The organism is Streptomyces sp. NPDC002306 (genome assembly GCF_053593435.1).
In genome coordinates, this window is the sequence record NZ_JBSFCK010000007.1 from 370,704 (window position 1) to 389,151 (window position 18,448).

Here is an 18,448-nt window from a genome sequence, read left to right on the forward strand (position 1 = left end):
ATAGGCTGCGGGGCAGCGGCCGGACCAAGATCCGGCTTCTGCTCTGCATGTGCTCACATCTGGGAGGCGTACATGGCGGCATGGCTGTGGCGGTTCGAGAAGGCCGACGGGACAGAGGTCCAGCCCGCGGTGCAGCCCGAGGAGTTCACGACGCAGGGGGACGCCGAGTCCTGGATCGGGGAGGCCTGGAAGGCCCTGGTCGAAGGCGGCGCGGACCAGGTGCGGCTGTTCGAGGACTCCACGGAGATCTACGGGCCGATGAGCCTGCACGCCGAGGAGGCCTGAGCCCCGGGCGCCCGGGCGGGGGCCGCGGGCCGGCCCTCGCCCCGCTCACTGCTCGCCCAGCGTCACCTGCACCGTCCCGCCGACGCCGTCGCGCGTGAAGGTCACCGTCGTCCGGTCCCCGGGCCGCTTCGCCGCGAGTGCCTCCGACAGCGAGGTGAGCGAGGTGATGTCCGCGGTGCCCAGCCTGGTGACGACGTCCCCGGCCCGCAGGCCCGCCCGGGCGGCGGCGCCGTCGCCGCGCACCTCGACCAGGGCGACCCCGGTGGCGCGGAAGGCGTCGTCGACGACCGTACGGCCGGTGATGCCCAGCGCCGCCCGGCCCGAGTCGGTCACCTTGCCGGTCCTGACGATCTGGTCGGCGATCCTCCGCACCGTCGAGGCGGGGATCGCGAAGCCGATCCCGGGCGCCATGGCGCCCCCGAGGCCCGGGTCGGCGGCGGCGAGCGTGGGGATGCCGATGACCCGGCCGGCCAGATTGACGAGCGCGCCGCCGCTGTTGCCGGGGTTGATGGCCGCCGAGGTCTGCACCATGTCGCCGATGGTGGCGCCGGTGCCGCCGTCCGTCTGTCCCTCGCTGACGGTCCGTCCGGTGGCGGACACGATGCCCTGGGTCACGCTGGAGGACAGCCCGAGCGGTGAGCCCATGGCCAGCACGATGTGCCCCACCTGCACCGTGGCGGAGTCCCCGAAGACCGCGGCCCGCAGCCCCTTCGGCGCCTTGTCGAGCCTGATGACGGCGAGGTCCTGCTCCGGGTACGAGCGGACCAGGCTCGCGGTCAGCGGCTCCTCGGCGCCGGCGGTCGTCACCTGGAAGGTCGTCGCCCGCCCGACGACGTGCGCGTTGGTGACGATGTGGCCCTTGTCGTCGTAGACGACGCCCGACCCCAGGTCCTCGTCGGCCTGGATCTGCACGACCGACGGCAGTACGTCCTTGATCACCCGCTGGTAGTCGTTCTCCAGGTCGTTGCCCGGCCCGGGAACCGCCGCCGCGTTCGCGGCCGTACGCGCCGCGTCCGCCGCGTCGCCCGGTGCACCGAACGTGGAGCACCCGCAGACGAGCACGGCGGCACACACGAGCACGGCCGGCCGAAGGACACGGGCAGGGAAGACGTCCATACCCCGAGTCTCCCGTCGGGGCGCGTCCCCGGCTTGCCGTGCTCCCCCGAACGAGCACCCCGACCCTCACCCGCCAAGCTCGGCGTGGTCTCGGGTCCCGGTACGCACGCGGCGCGCGATGGTTCTCGTAGCCGCCCGGCGCGGTCCCGCCCGCGTACCCGTTCCGCGACGCCGGGCCTCCATGCCCACTGCACGCGACGGCGCCTTCGTAGCAGCTCCAGGCGACGGCGCCCTCGTACCAGCGACAAGCGATGGCGCCTTCGCACCAGCGACAGGCGACGGCGCCCCCGAACCGGCAACCCGCGATGGCGAGGCGGCCCCGCCGAAGTTCAGCCCCGTACCCCGCACAGGTGCAGCAGCGCCGCGACGGCCCGGTACGGGTCCGTCCGGCCGGCCCGTTCCTCGGCCGCCAGCAGGGTGTCGACGTCGGCCGGCGGTTCCGCGTCGTCCGCCGCGGTGTCCGTGAAGACCCGTACGCCGTACCAGGCGTGCAGCGGCGCCCCGATCCCGGCGAGCGTGGCGGTCAGCGTGGCGAGCCGGTCCGCGCGGACGTCGAGCCCGAGCCGGTTGCGGTAGACCGTGCCGTCGAAGGCGGCCAGCGCCTGCGACCAGTCCCCGGACAGCCCCGGCCGCAGCGCCAGCGCGTCCGCGTTGCGCACCAGCAGGGACAGCAGACCGCCCGGCGCCAGCATCCGCGCGAGCCCCGCCACCAGCGGGTCGGGCTCCTCGACATACATGAGGACGCCATGACACAGCACGACGTCGAACGCACCCGGCAGGAAGTGCACCCCGGTGTCCCGGCCGTCCCCCTCCAGGATCCGCACCCGATCGCGGATCCCCTCCGGCTCCGACGCCAGTGACTCCCGCGCCGTCGCGACCATCGTCGCGTCGCGTTCGAGCCCGGTCACCTCATGACCGGCCCGCGCCAGCCGCAGTGCCTGCGTGCCCTGCCCCATCCCGACGTCCAGCACCCGAAGCCGCTGCCCGACGGGAAACCGCCCGGCTATCTGCTCGTCCAGCTGGCGAGCCACCAGCTCCTGCCGTACGACGTTCCGCAGCCCGCCCAGCTTGCTCAGCCAGGCATCCGCCGCGCCCCCGGAGAAAGACGTTGCACTCAGGGCCGCGCTCCGCGCTTGACCTGCGGCTTCGGCAGCCGGAGCCGGCGCATCTGGAGGGAGCGCATCAGGCCGTAGGCGACCGCGCCCCGCCTGCTCTGGTCGGGGAAGCGCTCGGCCAGCCGCTTCTTCAGGCGGAAGCCGGAGAGGATCGAGTCCAGCACGATCAGCACGATCACCACGAGCCACAGCAGCAGCGCGATGCTCTGCAGCGAGCCGACCCGCACCATGCTCAGCACGAGGATGACCACGGCCATCGGCAGGAAGAACTCCGCGATGTTGAAGCGCGAGTCGATGAAGTCGCGCGCGAACTTGCGCACCGGACCCTTGTCACGGGCCGGGAGGTACCGCTCGTCGCCGCTGGCGAGCGCCTGGCGCTGCCGGTCCATGGCTTGGCGGCGCTCCTCGCGCTGACGCTTGGACGCGTCCTTGCGCGACAGCGACGAGGTGCTGGCGACGCTGCGGCGCTGGGACTGGGCCGCACTGCGCTTGGGCGTGGGCCTGCCCTTCGGGGCCTGCGGGTCGCGGGTCTGCTTGGAGTCGGTCACCTGCGCCTTGTCGGCGGGGGCCTTCTCTTCCTTGGCACGGCTACGGAACACAAAACCCAAGGGTACGGGGTGCGGGGGCATGGACCACAGCCCCGTGGGGAACGATCCGGCAACACCGGTCGTCTGTAGGGGGACAGAGGGGGCGACGCAGACGGTTCACCCGGTGCACACCCGGTGCACATCCCGTGCACATCCGGGAGGCCCGCCGCGGGCGACCTCGGGGGTCACCTACTCCTCACGCCGGAGCGGAGCCGTCGTCAGTCGTCCTTGGGGATGAGCGCATCCGTCCCCGAACAGTGCGGTAATGGATGTGGGGCCCGTACTGTGGGTCCTGTTGCAGTCGCTGGAGCTGGAGTCCGTCAGAAGGGGGCGCGCGAAGCCCATGAGCGGTGTCATGAAGCGTATGGGGATGATCTTCCGCGCGAAGGCGAACAAGGCCCTTGACCGGGCCGAGGACCCGCGCGAAACCCTCGATTACTCGTACCAGAAACAGCTGGAGCTGCTCCAGAAGGTGCGCCGTGGTGTCGCCGACGTGGCGACCTCGCGCAAGCGCCTGGAACTCCAGCTCAACCAGTTGCAGCAGCAGTCCTCCAAGCTGGAGGACCAGGGCCGCAAGGCGCTCGCGCTGGGTCGCGAGGACCTGGCCCGCGAGGCGCTCTCCCGCCGCGCCGCGCTCCAGCAGCAGGTGACGGACCTGGAGACGCAGCACTCCACGCTCCAGGGCGAGGAGGAGAAGCTCACCCTGGCGGCCCAGCGCCTCCAGGCCAAGGTCGACGCCTTCCGCACGAAGAAGGAGACGATCAAGGCGACCTACACGGCGGCCCAGGCCCAGACCCGGATCGGCGAGGCCTTCTCCGGCATCTCCGAGGAGATGGGCGACGTGGGCCTGGCCATTCAGCGCGCCGAGGACAAGACGGCGCAGCTCCAGGCCCGCGCCGGCGCCCTCGACGAACTGCTCGCCTCGGGTGCCCTCGACGACCCGACCGGCATGGCCAAGGACGACCTCCAGGCCGAGCTGGACCGGCTCTCCGGTGGTACGGATGTAGAGCTGGAGCTTCAGCGCATGAAGGCGGAGCTGGCCGGAGGCCCGTCCGCGGACCAGCAGGCCATCGAGGGCGGCACGGGCCGCCCGCAGTCCCAGCAGCAGCCGCAGGACACCCCGCGCTTCGACAAGCAGTAGATCGCGGCCGGGGCCCACGCCGAGGAGGGCGAACATGATCGTACGGATCATGGGGGAGGGGCAGGTGAGGCTGGCCGAAGGCCACCTCACCGAGCTGAACACGCTGGACGACGAGCTTCTGGCCGAGGTGGAGAAGGGGGACGGCCCCGGTTTCCGGCGCACCCTCCAGGCACTGCTGACCAGGGTCCGCGAGCTGGGCGAGCCCCTCGCGGACGACTCCCTGGAACCGTCGGAGCTCATCCTGCCCGCCGAGGACGCCACCCTGGAGGAAGTCCGGGACCTGCTCAGCGACGACGGCCTGATCCCGGGCTGACATCGGCGGTACGGGGGTACGACGGCACCGGTTCCGGCGTCGGCGACTCCCCCGTACTGTTCCCTCGTGAGCACCCTCGAACGCGCCCGCAACCGGCTGAAGGCCCACCCTCTGGCGCTGGACGCGGCGCTGGCGGCGGCCGTGCTCGTCTGCATGGTCGCCGGTTCCTTCGTACGGCCACAGGGTGAGCACGGTGTCAGCTGGAGCTTCCGCTCCCCGGACCCCCTCAGCCTGGTCCTGATCACCCTCGGCGCGATGGCGCTCGTCTTCCGCCGCAGCGCGCCCATGACGGTGCTCGCCCTCACCGGAGGCTTCGCGCTCGTCGAGAGCGTCACCGGCGACCCCCGCGCCCCCGTCGCGATGTGCGCGGTGATCGCCCTCTACACCGTGGCCTCCACCACCGACCGGCACACCACCTGGCGGGTGGGCCTGCTCACCATGACCGTCCTGACCGGCGCGTCCATGCTCGCCGGACCGCTGCCCTGGTACGCCCAGGAGAACCTCGCCATCTTCGCCTGGACCGGCATCGGCGCCACCGCCGGAGACGCCGTCCGCAGCCGCCGCGCCGTCGTCCAGGCCATCCGCGACCGCGCCGACCGCGCCGAACGCACCCGCGAGGAGGAGGCCCGCCGCCGGGTCGCCGAGGAGCGCCTGCGGATCGCCCGCGACCTGCACGACGTCGTCGCCCATCACATCGCCCTGGTCAACGTGCAGGCCGGAGTCGCCGCCCACGTCATGGACAAGCGCCCCGACCAGGCCAAGGAGGCCCTCGCCCACGTGCGCGAGGCCAGCCGCTCCGCGCTCAACGAACTGCGGGCCACCGTCGGCCTGCTGCGCCAGTCCGGCGACCCCGAGGCGCCCACCGAGCCCGCCCCCGGCCTCGACCGCCTCGACGAGCTCGTCGGCACCTTCCGCAGCGCCGGGCTCCAGGTCGAGGTCGCCCGCGCCGACCAGGACACGGCACTGCCCGCCGCCGTCGACCTGGCCGCCTACCGCATCGTCCAGGAGGCCCTGACCAACGTGCAGAAACACGCGGGCACCGAGGCCAAGGCCGAGGTCAGCGTCGTACGCGTGGGACCGCACATCGAGATCACCGTCCTCGACGACGGCGGTCCGAGCGCCGACGAGGTCCCGCACACCGGCGGCGGCCACGGGCTGCTCGGCATGCGCGAGCGGGTCACCGCCCTGCGCGGCACCCTCACCACCGGTCCCCGGTACGGCGGCGGCTTCCGCGTCCATGCGATCCTGCCGGTCAAGCCCCGCACCACCGGGGCGGGAGAGCCGGGGGAGACCGTATGACCATCCGTGTCCTGCTCGCCGACGACCAGGCACTGCTGCGCAGCGCCTTCCGCGTGCTCGTCGACTCCGAGCCCGACATGGAGGTCGTGGGCGAGGCGTCCGACGGCGCCCAGGCGGTCCGGCTGGCCAAGGAGGAGCGCGCCGACGTCGTCCTGATGGACATCCGGATGCCCGGCACCGACGGACTCGCGGCCACCCGCCTGATCAGCGCCGACCCGTCCCTCGCCCAGGTCCGCGTGGTGATCCTGACGACCTTCGAGGTCGACGACTACGTCGTGCAGTCGCTGCGGGCCGGTGCCTCCGGCTTCCTGGGCAAGGGCAGCGAGCCGGAGGAACTGCTCGCCGCCATCCGGATCGCGGCCGGCGGCGAGGCCCTGCTGTCCCCGGCGGCCACCAAGGGTCTGATCGCCCGCTTCCTCGCCCAGGGCGACGCGGCGGACGGCGCCGACCCGGTCCGCTCCGAACGGCTCGGGGCACTCACCGTGCGCGAGCGCGAGGTGCTCGTCCAGGTCGCCGGAGGCCACTCCAACGACGAGATCGCCGAACGCCTGGAGGTCAGCCCGCTGACGGTGAAGACACACGTCAACCGGGCCATGGCCAAGCTCGGCGCCCGGGACCGGGCCCAGCTGGTGGTGATCGCGTACGAGTCGGGTCTGGTACGTCCGAGGGTGGAGTGACCTCCACTGCGTCGTACTGCGCCGGGAGTAGGCGCCGTATAAGGAAATGGACCTGGGGCCTACGGAACACCGCCCCGCCATGGCTCAGGGTGGTAAGGCGGGCGCTCACCTGTGCGTGTCGTGCGTTCCGTGACGTCTGCCGTCCCCGGAAGAGAGACCCAGATCCATGTCCTGGCTGTCCAGGTTCAGCCTCGGGCAAAGGGCCCTGATAGGCCTGATGTCCTTCATCGCGATCGCCTTCGGCGCGATCGCGATCCCGCAGCTCAAGCAGCAGCTCCTGCCCACCATCGAACTGCCCATGGTGTCGGTGCTCGCGCCCTACCAGGGCGCGTCCCCGGACGTCGTCGAGAAGCAGGTCGTCGAACCGATCGAGGACTCCCTCGAAGCGGTCGACGGCATCTCGGGCGTCACCTCCACGGCCGGCGAGGGCAACGCCGTGATCGTGGCGTCCTTCGACTACGGCATCGACTCCAAGCAGCTCGTCGCCGACGTGCAGCAGGCCGTCAACCGGGCCCGGGCCCAGCTGCCGGACGACGTGGACCCGCAGGTCGTCGCCGGCTCGACGGACGACATGCCGACCGTCGTCCTCGCCGTCACCTCGGACAAGGACCAGCAGGCACTGGCGGACCAGCTCGACCGGAGTGTCGTGCCGTCCCTGGAGGACATCGACGGCGTCGGCCGCGTCATGGTCAACGGCGTGCGTGACGTCCAGGTCACCGTCACCCCCGACGACGCGAAGCTGAAGAAGGCGGGCCTGACCACGGCCGCCCTCGCCCAGGCGCTCCAGGCGGGCGGCGCGACCGTCCCGGCCGGTTCCTTCGACGAGTCCGGCAAGAGCCGGACCGTCCAGGTCGGCGGTGGCTTCACCACGCTGGAGCAGATCGAGAACCTGATGGTGACGGGACCGGGCGGCCAGAAGCCGGTGGCTCTCGCCGACGTGGCCTCGGTCCGCCGGCAGGAGGCCCCGGCCGACTCCCTCACGCGCACGAACGGCGAGCCGAGCCTCGCCGTGATGGTCACCATGGACCACGGCGGCAGCGCGGTCGCGATCTCGAACGCCGTCGAGGACAAGCTGCCGGCTCTGCGCAAGGACCTGGGCACCGGCGCGTCGATCACCGTCGTCAGCGACCAGGGCCCCGCCGTGTCGAAGGCCATCGAGGGCCTGACCACGGAGGGCGGCCTCGGCCTGCTCTTCGCGGTCCTGGTGATCCTGGTCTTCCTCGCGTCGATCCGCTCGACGCTGGTGACCGCGGTCTCGATCCCGCTCTCCGTGGTCCTGGCCCTGATCGTGCTCTGGACGCGCGACCTGTCGCTCAACATGCTGACGCTGGGCGCGCTGACGATCGCGATCGGCCGGGTCGTGGACGACTCGATCGTCGTCCTGGAGAACATCAAGCGCCACCTCGGCTACGGCGAGGAGCGCCACGCCGCGATCGTCGCCGCGGTCCGCGAGGTGGCCGGCGCGGTCACCTCCTCGACCCTGACCACCGTCGCGGTCTTCCTCCCGATCGGCCTGGTCGGCGGCATGGTGGGCGCGCTGTTCGGCTCGTTCAGCATCACGGTGACGGCGGCCCTGCTGGCTTCGCTCCTCGTCTCGCTGACGGTCGTCCCGGTGCTGTCGTACTGGTTCCTGCGCGCCCCCAAGGGCACCCCCGCGGACGCCCAGGAGGCCCGCCGCAAGGCCGAGGAGAAGGAGGCCCGCAGCCGCCTCCAGCGCTTCTACGTCCCCGTCCTGCGCTTCGCCACCCGTCGCCGTCTCACCAGCGTGGCGATCGCGGTGGTCGTCCTCATCGGCACCTTCGCCATGGCCCCGCTGCTGAAGACGAACTTCTTCGACCAGGGCGAGCAGGAGGTCCTCACCGTCAAGCAGGAGCTCGCGCCGGGCACCAGCCTGGCGGCGACCGACGAGCAGGCGCGGAAGGTCGAGCGGCTGCTCGCCGGGGTGAAGGGCGTCAAGGACTACCAGGTCACCGTCGGCTCGTCGGGCTTCATGGCGGCCTTCGGCGGCAGCACGGACACCAACCAGGCGTCCTACCAGGTGATGCTCGACGACTCGGCGTCGTACACCGACGTGCAGAACAGCATCGAGAAGGGCCTCGCCGGTCTCGAAGGCATCGGCACGACCACGGTCTCCGCCGGTGACGGCTTCGGCAACCAGGACCTCAGCGTGGTCGTCAAGGCCGCCGACGGGGACGTGCTGCGCAAGGCGGCGGACCAGGTCCGCGACACCGTGGCCGGGCTCGACGACGTCACGGACGTCACCAGCGACCTGGCCCAGAGCGTGCCGCGCATCTCGGTCAAGGCGAACGCGAAGGCCGCGGCCGCGGGCTTCGACGACCAGACGCTGGGCGCGGCGGTCGCGCAGGCGGTACGGGGTACGACGGCCGGGAAGGCGATCATCGACGACACCGAGCGCGACGTCGTCATCAAGTCGGCCAAGCCCGCCCGGACGCTGGAGCAGCTCCGCGACCTGCGCCTGGGCGCGGTGAAGCTGGGCGACATCGCGACGGTGGAACTCGTGGACGGCCCGGTCTCGATGACCCGGATCGACGGACAGCGGGCGGCGACGATCACCGCCAAGCCGACCGGCGACAACACGGGCGCGGTGAGCGCCGACCTCACGTCGAAGCTGAAGTCCCTGAAGCTCCCGGCGGGCGCGACGGCGGAGATCGGCGGCGTCTCGCAGAACCAGGACGACGCGTTCAAGAACCTCGCCCTGGCGATGCTCGCGGCCATCGCGATCGTCTTCATGCTGCTGGTGGCGACGTTCCGCTCGCTGGTCCAGCCGCTGATCCTGCTGGTGTCCATCCCGTTCGCGGCCACGGGCGCGATCGGCCTGCTGCTGGTCACCGGCACCCCGATGGGCGTCCCCGCGATGATCGGCATGCTGATGCTGATCGGCATCGTGGTGACGAACGCGATCGTGCTGATCGACCTGATCAACCAGTACCGGCGCCAGGGCTACGGCGTCGTGGAAGCGGTCGTCGAGGGTGGCCGCCACCGGCTGCGCCCGATCCTGATGACCGCGCTGGCGACGATCTTCGCCCTGCTGCCGATGGCGCTGGGCGTCACCGGTGAGGGCGGCTTCATCGCCCAGCCGCTCGCGGTGGTCGTGATCGGCGGCCTGATCACCTCCACGCTGCTGACCCTGCTGCTGGTCCCGACGCTCTACGCGATGGTGGAGCTCCGCAAGGAGCGCCGCGCGAAGAAGCGCGCGGCGAAGCGGGACGGGCAGGCGAGGGGGCTGGAGAAGGCCGAGGCCGAGGCGGAGGTGCCGGAGCCGGCGACGGTGTGACGCCGTGACGCCGTGAGCGACAGAGCGACGGCCGGGTCTCGAATCGAGACCCGGCCGTCGCTCTGTCGTTGCGTCGTAGTGTCGTGCCCTGCGCCCCGCGGTTGGTGCGCCGGCGCACGGACGCGGCTACGGCAGCGCCAGCATCCGCTCCAGGGCCAGCTTCGCGAACGCCTCGGTCTCCTTGTCGACCTCGATGCGGTTGACGAGGGTGCCCGCCGCCAGCGACTCCAGGGTCCACACCAGGTGGGGGAGGTCGATGCGGTTCATGGTGGAGCAGAAGCAGACCGTCTTGTCGAGGAAGACGATCTCCTTGCCCTCGGGAGCGAAACGGTTCGCCAGTCGGCGCACCAGGTTCAGTTCCGTGCCGATGGCCCACTTGGAGCCGGCCGGAGCGGCCTCCAGGGCCTTGATGATGTACTCCGTGGAGCCCACGTAGTCCGCCGCCGCCACGACCTCGTGCCGGCACTCGGGGTGGACCAGGACGTTGACACCCGGGATGCGCTCGCGCACGTCGTTCACCGAGTCCAGCGAGAAACGGCCGTGCACCGAGCAGTGGCCGCGCCACAGGATCATCTTGGCGGCGCGCAGTTGCTCCGTGGTCAGGCCGCCGTTCGGCTTGTGCGGGTTGTAGAGCACGCAGTCGTCGAGGGACATGCCCATGTCGCGGACCGCGGTGTTGCGGCCGAGGTGCTGGTCGGGGAGGAACAGCACCTTCTCGCCCTGCTCGAACGCCCAGTCCAGGGCCTTCTTCGCATTGGACGAGGTGCAGATCGCGCCGCCGTGCTTGCCCGTGAACGCCTTGATGTCGGCGGACGAGTTCATGTACGAGACCGGCACGACCTGCCCGGCGACGCCGGCCTCGGTCAGCACGTCCCAGCACTCGGCGACCTGCTCGGCGGTGGCCATGTCGGCCATCGAGCAGCCGGCGGCGAGGTCGGGGAGGACGACCTTCTGGTCGTCGCCGGTCAGGATGTCCGCGGACTCCGCCATGAAGTGCACACCGCAGAACACGATGTACTCGGCCTCCGGGCGGGCGGCCGCGTCCCGGGCCAGCTTGAAGGAGTCGCCCGTGACGTCCGCGAACTGGATGACCTCGTCGCGTTGGTAGTGGTGGCCGAGTACGAAGACCTTGTCGCCGAGCTTCTCCTTGGCCGCGCGGGCGCGCTCGACCAGGTCCGGGTCGGACGGCGAGGGGAGGTCACCGGGACACTCGACACCGCGCTCGCTCCTCGGGTCGGCCTCCCGGCCGAGAAGCAGCAGGGCGAGGGGCGTCGGCTGTACGTCGAGCTCCGTGGTCTGGGCGGTGGTCACGACACGCACCCTTTCTGTTCTGCGGCTCGCCGGCTCGGAACATCGGGCCGACGCTACTTTTCGTCTAAATGACGTTATCTATCATAACCGCTTCACGTCACTTTGACGATGGCGGTTCTGTCGGTGTGACGCGAATCCCGATCAGCCGTTTTCCGCTCCCTGGCACATGTGCGAGCATGAAGGTGGGAATCGAAGGAACCGAAGGAATCCACACGGAACCGTCGGAGCCGACGGAGCCGAAAGACACGTGCCCGGCCCGGAATGAATCCGCGGCCCCGCCGGTTGCAACCGTCGGCAAGCAGTCTCCGTACAACCCGGGAGAGATGTAGATGTCCGTATCGGACGAGACCAGCACCGTCACCGACGGCATCATCGTGACCGACGCCGCCGCGTCCAAGGTCAAGGCCCTGCTCGACCAGGAAGGCCGCGAGGACCTCGCGCTGCGCGTCGCCGTCCAGCCCGGCGGCTGCTCGGGTCTGCGCTACCAGCTCTTCTTCGACGAGCGCTCCCTCGACGGTGACGTCGTCAAGGACTTCGGCGGAGTCAAGGTCGTCACCGACCGCATGAGCGCCCCGTACCTGGGCGGCGCCTCCATCGACTTCGTCGACACCATCGAGAAGCAGGGCTTCACGATCGACAACCCGAACGCGACGGGCTCCTGCGCCTGCGGCGACTCCTTCAGCTGAGCCTGAACACCCTCAGCCGGACCTGAACGACGAGAAGGCGGCGGCCCCCTGTGAGGGGGGCCGCCGCCTTCTCGTCGCGCGCGGACCTGTTCACGGCCCGACCGTCACCGCGGAAGCCGCGCCCCCGGCTTCTCCAGCGGGATCTCCCGGCCGTCCGACCCCACGACCTTCCGGTCGCCCAACGGCTGGTCGAGCCGCACGGTCTGGTGGAACAGCTTGGCGATCTTGATGCAGACCTTGTTCGGCCAGGGCTTCCCGGTCACCTTCACCGTCACCTGGTCCGCGCTCTCGACCGCCTTCGCGTCGTAGTCGGCGCAGACCCCGCCCGTGTAGCTCACGGTGAGCTCCTCGCCCTCGGCCGTGTAGCCGTCCACCTTCACGTCGTACGACGTCGGCGCCCCGGTCGCCTGGGACGCGGTGGCCGACGGGGCCGGGGTCAGGTACTTCGGGTCCACCGCCGGGTACGTCACGGTGAAGTCGTCCTGCGCGCCCGTCCCGCGGGCCTCGAACAGCCACGACGGCACCAGCGCCTGCCGCCCGTTCGCGCCCCGCACGGTCAGCCCGAGGACCGCGTCCTCGACCGTGATCGTTTGGCGGTCACCGCCCGGCGCCGCGGTCGACCCGGTCGACGACCCGCACGGCTGCTCCAGCCGGTCCTTCAGCGGTACGGGACTGGCGCAGCCGCCGATGCCCATGCGCTGCCCGGTCGTCCCGGGCGCCGCGTTCATCAGGTCCAGCGTCTCGCGGGCGCTCAGCACGGGGTACGTGTCCCCCTTCGCCGGTGTGCTCAGCTGCCCGTTCCCGCCGATCACCTCGCCCTGCGTGTTGACGGTCAGCCCGGTCGTCAGGCCGGACGTGGGCAGCCCGCCGACCACCGGGTCCGCGTTCACCACCCGCTGGGCGCCCATGACCTGGCTCGCGTCGATCTTCGCGTCGTCCTGGTCCAGCGCCTTCAGGACCGGCGCGGCCGCCTTCTTCGCGGCCGCCTCGCTCACCGGGTCGTCGGCCGGGGCGCCGGGGTCCTGCGCGCAGACGACCGTGCTCTTGCAGTTGTCCGTGCCCGGCGCGTAACGGCTGAAGGTCCAGGAGCCCGGCGCCTCCTTGTTCACCTGGAGCATCGGGCCCGCGCCGTCCTTGCCCGTGCCGACCTTCCAGAACTCGCCCTGCGCCACCGGGGTGCCGTCCACACCGAGCGCCTCGGCCAGCCGGGCCACCTCGTCCCGGGTGACCGTGCCGGTCGCCCAGTACACCGGCGCCGAGCCGGGGCCGTCGGGCAGCGTGCCCGCGGCCCGGTACGTCACGCCGTACGGATTCGGCTCGCCCGGCGCGATGCCGTTCGAGTCGCCGGAGCTCCCCGCACCGCCCTCCGTGTAGCCGTCGAGGGCCAGCGGCGCGGGAGTGCCCCCGTCGCCCGCGGGCATCCCGGAGCCGGAGCCCGAACCGCCGCCCGAACCCCCGGACGCGCTGGTGGCGAGGTAGGCGCCACCGCCCCCGACGAGCAGTACGGCAGCCGCCACCGAGGCGACGACCACGGGCGAACGCCGCCGGCCCGCGGGCCGCCCGGCACTCCCCTCGTGGGTACCGTCGGGGTCCCGGTCCGGGACCTGACGCCGGTCCGGGCCGGCGGTGGCGTGGTCGACGGTGGCCTGGTCGGCGTGGTCCTTGTCGGCTGTGTCGCCGTCCCCGGCGAGGCCCACCTCGGTGGGACGGGCCTCCTCGGCGTGAGCCGCGGCGGGGACCTCCGGCGGGGCGGCCTCGGTACCGACCTCCGCGTGGTCCTCATCGCGATTCTCATCGCGGGTCTCATCGCGGGTCTCTGCGTGGCCCTCTTGGCTGTCGCTGTCGCTGTCGCTGTCGCTGTCGCTGTCGCTGTCGGGCCGGGCCGGGGCCTGGCCTTCCTCGGCCCGGTCCCGGTCCGCGTCGCCGCGGGCCCCGGCCGGCGTCTCCTCGCCCGCCTCTTCACCGGCCTCGCCGCCGCGGGCCTCCGCCTGTTCTTCCTCGCGGACCTCGGCCCGCTTCTCTCCGCCGCGAGGCCGAGCCCGATCCTCGTCGTCCCGGATCTCCTGCGCGCCCCGGACCTCCTGCGCACCGGCGGTCTCGGCGGCGCCCCGCTCGCGTGCGGCGTCGTCGTTGTCGGGTCGCTCGGTGTTCACCGCATCGCTCCTTCGGCTGCTGTCCCAGTGACCGACCCTGACCCGGCCCTGTCAAAACGGCCGGCTGGGGGGTCGTATCCCGCATCCCCTAGACGGGGGACGGCGATGGGACGCAGCGGGGGAGCGCACGGTTCCCTGGAGCGCGCCGACGGGCGATCCGGGCGCCGCTCAGTCCCCGTATTCCGACATCGCGTCCAGCAGCCGCGCCGACCGGGACGGCACGGTCACGCCGTGGATGCGTGACGGGGACACCGGCAGGGGAGTGATCCGGTCGGGGACCGCCCAGTGCGAGGCCATCAGGGCGCAGTCGCCGCGCAGTGACGCGAGATCGCCCTCCAGGTCGGCCGGGGCGGGGGCGCAAGGCTTCAGGTTCGTCATAACGGCACCGTATGTAGGGGGAGCGCACGAAGAAAGATCTACTATCGGGTAGTTTCGACTGCTTCAACGGTACCCGGTCGACCGGGTAGCGTGAACTGTCAATGCCCCTCCCCCCAGGAGAGTCCACGCCGTGCGCATCGCAGTCACCGGCTCCATCGCCACCGACCACCTCATGACCTTCCCCGGCCGCTTCGCCGACCAGTTCGTCGCGGAGCAGCTGCACACGGTCTCGCTCTCCTTCCTGGTCGACAACCTCGACGTGCGCCGTGGTGGTGTCGGTGCGAACATCGCCTTCGGCATGGGCCAGCTCGGCACGGAGCCGATCCTGGTCGGTGCCGCGGGCTTCGACTTCGACGAGTACCGGGCCTGGCTGGACCGGCACGGCGTCGACACCGACTCGGTCCGCATCTCCGAGACGCTGCACACCGCCCGCTTCGTGTGCACCACCGACGCCGACCACAACCAGATCGGCTCCTTCTACACCGGCGCGATGAGCGAGGCCCGGCTCATCGAGCTGAAGACGGTCGCCGACCGTGTGAACGGCCTGGACCTGGTCCTGATCGGTGCCGACGACCCGGAGGCGATGCTCCGGCACACCGAGGAGTGCCGCTCCCGGTCCATCCCCTTCGCCGCCGACTTCTCCCAGCAGATCGCCCGGATGAACGGCGACGAGATCCGGATACTGCTGGAGGGCGCGACGTACCTGTTCTCGAACGAGTACGAGAAGGGCCTGATCGAGACCAAGACCGGCTGGACGGACGCGGAGATCCTCGCCAAGGTCGGCCACCGCGTCACCACCCTCGGGTCGCGCGGTGTGCGCATCGAGCGGGTCGGCGCCGACCCGATCGAGGTCGGCTGCGCGGAGGAGGAGCGCAAGGCCGACCCCACCGGCGTCGGCGACGCCTTCCGCGCCGGCTTCCTCTCCGGCCTGGCCTGGGGCGTCTCCCTGGAGCGTGCCGCCCAGGTCGGCTGCATGCTCGCCACGCTGGTCATCGAGACGGTCGGCACCCAGGAGTACCAGCTGCGCCGCGGCCACTTCATGGAGCGCTTCACCAAGGCCTACGGCGACGAGGCCGCCGGCGAGGTCAAGCGGCACCTGGCGTAGTCACGGCACCGGCGGACCGCATCCGCCGAACCGTAGTCACGGCACCGGCGGACCGCATCCGCCGAACCGTAGTCACGGCACCGGCGGACCGCATCCGCCGAACCGTAGCCGCGGCGACGGCGGACCACGTCCGCCCAGCCGTGGTCACGACACCCGGCGGACCACATAAGCCGAACCGTGGTCCGCCGGCTCCTCACCCACGTACTCCTGCCCCCGCATCTCGCACCACGCCGGGATGTCGAGCCGGGCCGCCGCGTCGTCGGACAGCACCCGGACCGTGCCGCCCACCGGCACGTCGCCGATCACCTTGGCCAGCTCGATGACCGGGATGGGGCAGCGCTTGCCCAGCGCGTCCACCACGAGTTCGTCCGCCCGCACGACCGCCGTGGGAGCCGGTGCGCCGAGCTTCTCGCGCACCGCCGCCACCACGCCCGGCAGCACGGACAGGAACCGCTCCACCTCGTCCGCCGGGGTGCCGAGGGGCAGCGACACCCGGACGTTCCCCTCGCTCAGCACGCCCATCGCCCTGAGGACGTGGCTGGGTGTCAGCGTGCTGCTCGTGCAGGACGATCCGGACGAGACGGAGAAGCCCTCCCGGTCCAACTCGTGCAACAGGGTCTCCCCGTCGACATAGAGACAAGAGAACGTGACGACCCCGGGCAGGCGCCGCACCGGATCGCCGACCACCTCGACATCCGGTACGACCGACGGCACCCGGGTCCGGATCCGGTCCGTCAGCTCCCGCAGCCTTACCGCCTCCTGCTCCGCCTCGGCCCGTACGGCCCGCAGCGAGGCCGCCGCCGCGACGATCGCCGGGAGGTTCTCGAAGCCGGCCGCCCGTCCCGACTCGCGCTCGTCCACCGGCCCTTGGGGCGCGAACCGCACCCCTTTGCGGACCACCAGCAGGCCCACCCCGGACGGCCCGCCCCATTTGTGCGCACTCGCCGTCAACAGCGACCAGCCGTCCGCCACCCGGCCCCAGCCCAGCGACTGCGCCGCGTCCACCAGAAGGGGGACGCCCGCCTCCCGGCACACCTCGGCCACGGCCGCCACCGGCTGCTCGGTGCCCACCTCGTGGTTGGCCGACTGCAGACAGGCCAGCGCGGTGTCCGGGCGCAGGGCCTCGGCGTACGACCGCGCGGTCACCGCGCCCGTCCGCAACACCGGCACCTGGGTCACCGAACCGCCCGCCGCCTCGTGCGACTCGGCCGAATGGAGCACCGAAGAGTGTTCGACCGCAGACACGATCAGGTGGTTTCCGGCGCGCCGCCGACCGGCCAGCGCGCCCGCGATCCCGGCATGCACCGCCCGGGTGCCGGAGGACGTGAACACCAGCTCGTCCGCCCGGCACCCCACCGCCTCGGCCGCCGCCTCCCGCGCCGCGTCCAGCAACAGCCGCGCCCGGCGCCCCTCCCGGTACAGCCGCGAGGGGTCGGCCCACCCCTCGTCGAGGGCGGCGGCCAGGGCCTGCCGGGCAACGGGGTGAAGGGGAGCGGCGGAAGCGGCATCGAAGTAGGACACACCGCCACGCTAGGACGTCAGGGCGGCGCGGCGGACCGCGGGGCGCCGCGGACACACCCGGGACCGCCGGTCGCCGCCGAACCCGTCGTCAGAAAACAGCCGCAGCAGGACAACCCACCCCGTTCGGGGTGACCGGCGGCGCGTTGGCCACCCTCCCCGCGCGACCCCAAATAGCGTCCAGTAGGGTTTGGTCCGCATAAACATCCAAACCCCTGCCCGACGCAGGGCGGCGACCGACCAGCGAGAAGGCCGCAGCCGAACAGCGCGGGCGAGACTCTCGGGAAGGCGCTACGTGAGTCCCAACGGCTCCGACCGCTCGCCGCGGCGCCCGATGCGGCGGAAGCTGCTCCAGGCATTGACCGCGGGCTTGGTCCTGTCGACCGCCACCGGTTGCACATACAAGGACTTCCCCCGCCTTGGTATGCCCACCCCGGTCACAGAAGAGGCTCCGCGGATCCTCTCCCTCTGGCAGGGCTCCTGGGCGGCCGCACTCGCCACCGGCGTGCTGGTCTGGGGCCTGATCCTGTGGGCGACCATCTTCCACCGGCGCAGCCGCACCAAGGTCGAGGTCCCTCCGCAGACCCGGTACAACATGCCGATCGAGGCGTTGTACACGGTGGTCCCGATCATCATCGTCTCGGTGCTCTTCTACTTCACGGCCCGCGACGAGTCGAAGCTCCTCAGTCTCGACAAGAAGCCCGACGTCACCGTCAACGTCGTGGGCTATCAGTGGAGCTGGGGCTTCAACTACATCGAGAGCGTCGACGGTTCCACCGGTGACGCGAAGACCGACAAGAACCTGGCCGCCATTCCGGACCGGTTCAAGAAGGAATTCCCGGCGAACGCCGGCGGTGTCTACGACGTCGGTACCCCCGGTATGCGTAACCCGCAGACCAACAACCCCGGTCCGACGCTGTGGCTCCCCAAGGGCGAGACCGTCCGCTTCGTCCTCACCTCGCGTGACGTCATCCACTCCTTCTGGGTGGTGCCGTTCCTGATGAAGCTGGACGTCATCCCGGGCCACACGAACTCCTTCCAGGTGACTCCCAACAAGGAGGGCACCTTCCTGGGCAAGTGCGCCGAACTGTGCGGCGTCGACCACTCCCGGATGCTGTTCAACGTGAAGGTCGTCTCCCCTGAGCGTTACCAGCAGCACCTCAAGGACCTCGCCAAGAAGGGGCAGACCGGTTACGTTCCCGCCGGCATCGCGCAGACGAGCCACGAGAAGAACCGGGAGACGAACAACCTGTGAGCATCGTCAACGAACCTCAGGGCGCCTCGGCGGCTGAACCCTCGTACTACGAGGACGAGCTGCCCCTACGGCGCAAGCAGCCCGGAAACGTCGTGATCAAGTGGCTCACCACCACGGACCACAAGACGATCGGCACGCTGTATCTCGTCACGTCGTTCGCGTTCTTCTGTATCGGCGGTGTGCTGGCTCTGGTCATGCGGGCCGAGCTGGCCCG

General features: G+C 71.3%; 16 protein-coding genes and 1 pseudogene. 10 read left to right on the forward strand and 7 right to left on the reverse strand.

Features of this window, described 5'->3' with window-relative positions; genetic code table 11:
• The first annotated feature begins 72 nt into the window (after positions 1-72).
• Positions 73-285: a hypothetical protein gene (locus ACWCQK_RS17470; protein ID WP_385788995.1), complete on the forward strand. Its 213-nt coding sequence runs from the start codon at positions 73-75 to the stop codon at positions 283-285.
• A gap of 45 nt (positions 286-330) precedes the next feature.
• Here ACWCQK_RS17470 and ACWCQK_RS17475 read toward each other — a convergent pair whose 3' ends face one another.
• From ACWCQK_RS17475 to ACWCQK_RS17485, 3 genes are all read right to left on the reverse strand, one after another.
• A complete protein-coding gene (locus ACWCQK_RS17475; protein WP_451156013.1) occupies positions 331-1,401 on the reverse strand; it encodes a S1C family serine protease in 1,071 nt (356 codons plus the stop codon).
• A gap of 329 nt (positions 1,402-1,730) precedes the next feature.
• Positions 1,731-2,432, reverse strand: coding sequence for a class I SAM-dependent methyltransferase (locus tag ACWCQK_RS17480; protein WP_451156014.1), 702 nt, complete (start codon positions 2,430-2,432; stop codon positions 1,731-1,733).
• Between the two features lie 83 nt (positions 2,433-2,515).
• Positions 2,516-3,145, reverse strand: coding sequence for a DUF3043 domain-containing protein (locus ACWCQK_RS17485; protein WP_451156015.1), 630 nt, complete (start codon positions 3,143-3,145; stop codon positions 2,516-2,518).
• Positions 3,146-3,446: 301 nt separating this feature from the next.
• Between ACWCQK_RS17485 and ACWCQK_RS17490 the strand changes: the two genes are divergently transcribed.
• The 5 genes from ACWCQK_RS17490 (at position 3,447) to ACWCQK_RS17510 (ending at position 9,828) form a co-directional block, all read left to right on the forward strand.
• Positions 3,447-4,244 (forward strand): PspA/IM30 family protein, encoded by a 798-nt coding sequence (locus tag ACWCQK_RS17490; RefSeq protein WP_451156042.1) that lies wholly within the window; start codon positions 3,447-3,449, stop codon positions 4,242-4,244.
• Between the two features lie 34 nt (positions 4,245-4,278).
• Positions 4,279-4,557: a PspA-associated protein PspAA gene (gene pspAA, locus ACWCQK_RS17495; RefSeq protein WP_451156016.1), complete on the forward strand. Its 279-nt coding sequence runs from the start codon at positions 4,279-4,281 to the stop codon at positions 4,555-4,557.
• Positions 4,558-4,623: 66 nt separating this feature from the next.
• Positions 4,624-5,856 carry a sensor histidine kinase gene (locus ACWCQK_RS17500; protein ID WP_451156017.1) on the forward strand — a complete coding sequence of 411 codons (1,233 nt, stop codon included), beginning with the start codon at positions 4,624-4,626 and terminating at the stop codon, positions 5,854-5,856.
• Positions 5,853-6,533 carry a response regulator gene (locus ACWCQK_RS17505; RefSeq protein WP_451156018.1) on the forward strand — a complete coding sequence of 227 codons (681 nt, stop codon included), beginning with the start codon at positions 5,853-5,855 and terminating at the stop codon, positions 6,531-6,533. Before ACWCQK_RS17500 ends, ACWCQK_RS17505 begins: the two co-directional genes overlap by 4 nt.
• A 166-nt stretch (positions 6,534-6,699) precedes the next feature.
• Positions 6,700-9,828, forward strand: a complete 3,129-nt coding sequence (locus tag ACWCQK_RS17510) for an efflux RND transporter permease subunit (RefSeq protein ID WP_451156019.1) — start codon at positions 6,700-6,702, stop codon at positions 9,826-9,828.
• Between the two features lie 126 nt (positions 9,829-9,954).
• Here the strand turns inward: ACWCQK_RS17510 and nadA are convergent, their stop codons facing one another.
• On the reverse strand, positions 9,955-11,139 hold the full coding sequence (gene nadA, locus ACWCQK_RS17515) for a quinolinate synthase NadA (RefSeq protein ID WP_451156020.1): 1,185 nt from the start codon (positions 11,137-11,139) through the stop codon (positions 9,955-9,957).
• A gap of 329 nt (positions 11,140-11,468) precedes the next feature.
• Here nadA and ACWCQK_RS17520 point away from each other — a divergent pair, with 329 nt between their 5' ends.
• Positions 11,469-11,825, forward strand: coding sequence for a HesB/IscA family protein (locus ACWCQK_RS17520; RefSeq protein ID WP_451156021.1), 357 nt, complete (start codon positions 11,469-11,471; stop codon positions 11,823-11,825).
• Between the two features lie 104 nt (positions 11,826-11,929).
• Here ACWCQK_RS17520 and ACWCQK_RS17525 read toward each other — a convergent pair whose 3' ends face one another.
• A complete protein-coding gene (locus ACWCQK_RS17525) occupies positions 11,930-13,978 on the reverse strand; it encodes a hypothetical protein (protein ID WP_451156022.1) in 2,049 nt (682 codons plus the stop codon).
• A 168-nt stretch (positions 13,979-14,146) separates the two neighbouring features.
• On the reverse strand, positions 14,147-14,356 hold the full coding sequence (locus ACWCQK_RS17530) for a hypothetical protein (protein ID WP_451156023.1): 210 nt from the start codon (positions 14,354-14,356) through the stop codon (positions 14,147-14,149).
• A 130-nt stretch (positions 14,357-14,486) separates the two neighbouring features.
• Between ACWCQK_RS17530 and ACWCQK_RS17535 the strand changes: the two genes are divergently transcribed.
• Complete coding sequence (locus tag ACWCQK_RS17535; protein ID WP_451156024.1) at positions 14,487-15,461, forward strand: carbohydrate kinase family protein; 975 nt, start codon at positions 14,487-14,489, stop codon at positions 15,459-15,461.
• 144 nt (positions 15,462-15,605) lie between these two features.
• Here ACWCQK_RS17535 and ACWCQK_RS17540 read toward each other — a convergent pair whose 3' ends face one another.
• Complete coding sequence (locus ACWCQK_RS17540) at positions 15,606-16,982, reverse strand: aminotransferase class V-fold PLP-dependent enzyme (protein ID WP_451156025.1); 1,377 nt, start codon at positions 16,980-16,982, stop codon at positions 15,606-15,608.
• Between the two features lie 292 nt (positions 16,983-17,274).
• On the opposite strand from ACWCQK_RS17540, the gene ctaC reads away from it, so the two are divergent.
• Positions 17,275-18,234, forward strand: a complete 960-nt coding sequence (gene ctaC / locus ACWCQK_RS17545; RefSeq protein ID WP_385788968.1) for an aa3-type cytochrome oxidase subunit II — start codon at positions 17,275-17,277, stop codon at positions 18,232-18,234.
• Positions 18,231-18,448, forward strand: a pseudogene (locus ACWCQK_RS17550) (cytochrome ubiquinol oxidase subunit I); the annotation flags it as partial. The gene ctaC and the pseudogene ACWCQK_RS17550, both read left to right, overlap by 4 nt.

Excerpts from the sequence above, each read along its gene's own strand:
- ACWCQK_RS17470 (WP_385788995.1), top strand. The coding sequence starts at position 73 with ATGGCGGCATGGCTGTGGCGGTTCGAGAAGGCCGACGGGACAGAGGTC.
- ACWCQK_RS17475 (WP_451156013.1), bottom strand. The coding sequence starts at position 1,401 with ATGGACGTCTTCCCTGCCCGTGTCCTTCGGCCGGCCGTGCTCGTGTGT.
- ACWCQK_RS17485 (WP_451156015.1), bottom strand. The coding sequence starts at position 3,145 with ATGCCCCCGCACCCCGTACCCTTGGGTTTTGTGTTCCGTAGCCGTGCC.
- ACWCQK_RS17490 (WP_451156042.1), top strand. The coding sequence starts at position 3,447 with ATGAGCGGTGTCATGAAGCGTATGGGGATGATCTTCCGCGCGAAGGCG.
- pspAA (WP_451156016.1), top strand. The coding sequence starts at position 4,279 with ATGATCGTACGGATCATGGGGGAGGGGCAGGTGAGGCTGGCCGAAGGC.
- ACWCQK_RS17505 (WP_451156018.1), top strand. The coding sequence starts at position 5,853 with ATGACCATCCGTGTCCTGCTCGCCGACGACCAGGCACTGCTGCGCAGC.
- ACWCQK_RS17510 (WP_451156019.1), top strand. The coding sequence starts at position 6,700 with ATGTCCTGGCTGTCCAGGTTCAGCCTCGGGCAAAGGGCCCTGATAGGC.
- ACWCQK_RS17520 (WP_451156021.1), top strand. The coding sequence starts at position 11,469 with ATGTCCGTATCGGACGAGACCAGCACCGTCACCGACGGCATCATCGTG.
- ACWCQK_RS17530 (WP_451156023.1), bottom strand. The coding sequence starts at position 14,356 with ATGACGAACCTGAAGCCTTGCGCCCCCGCCCCGGCCGACCTGGAGGGC.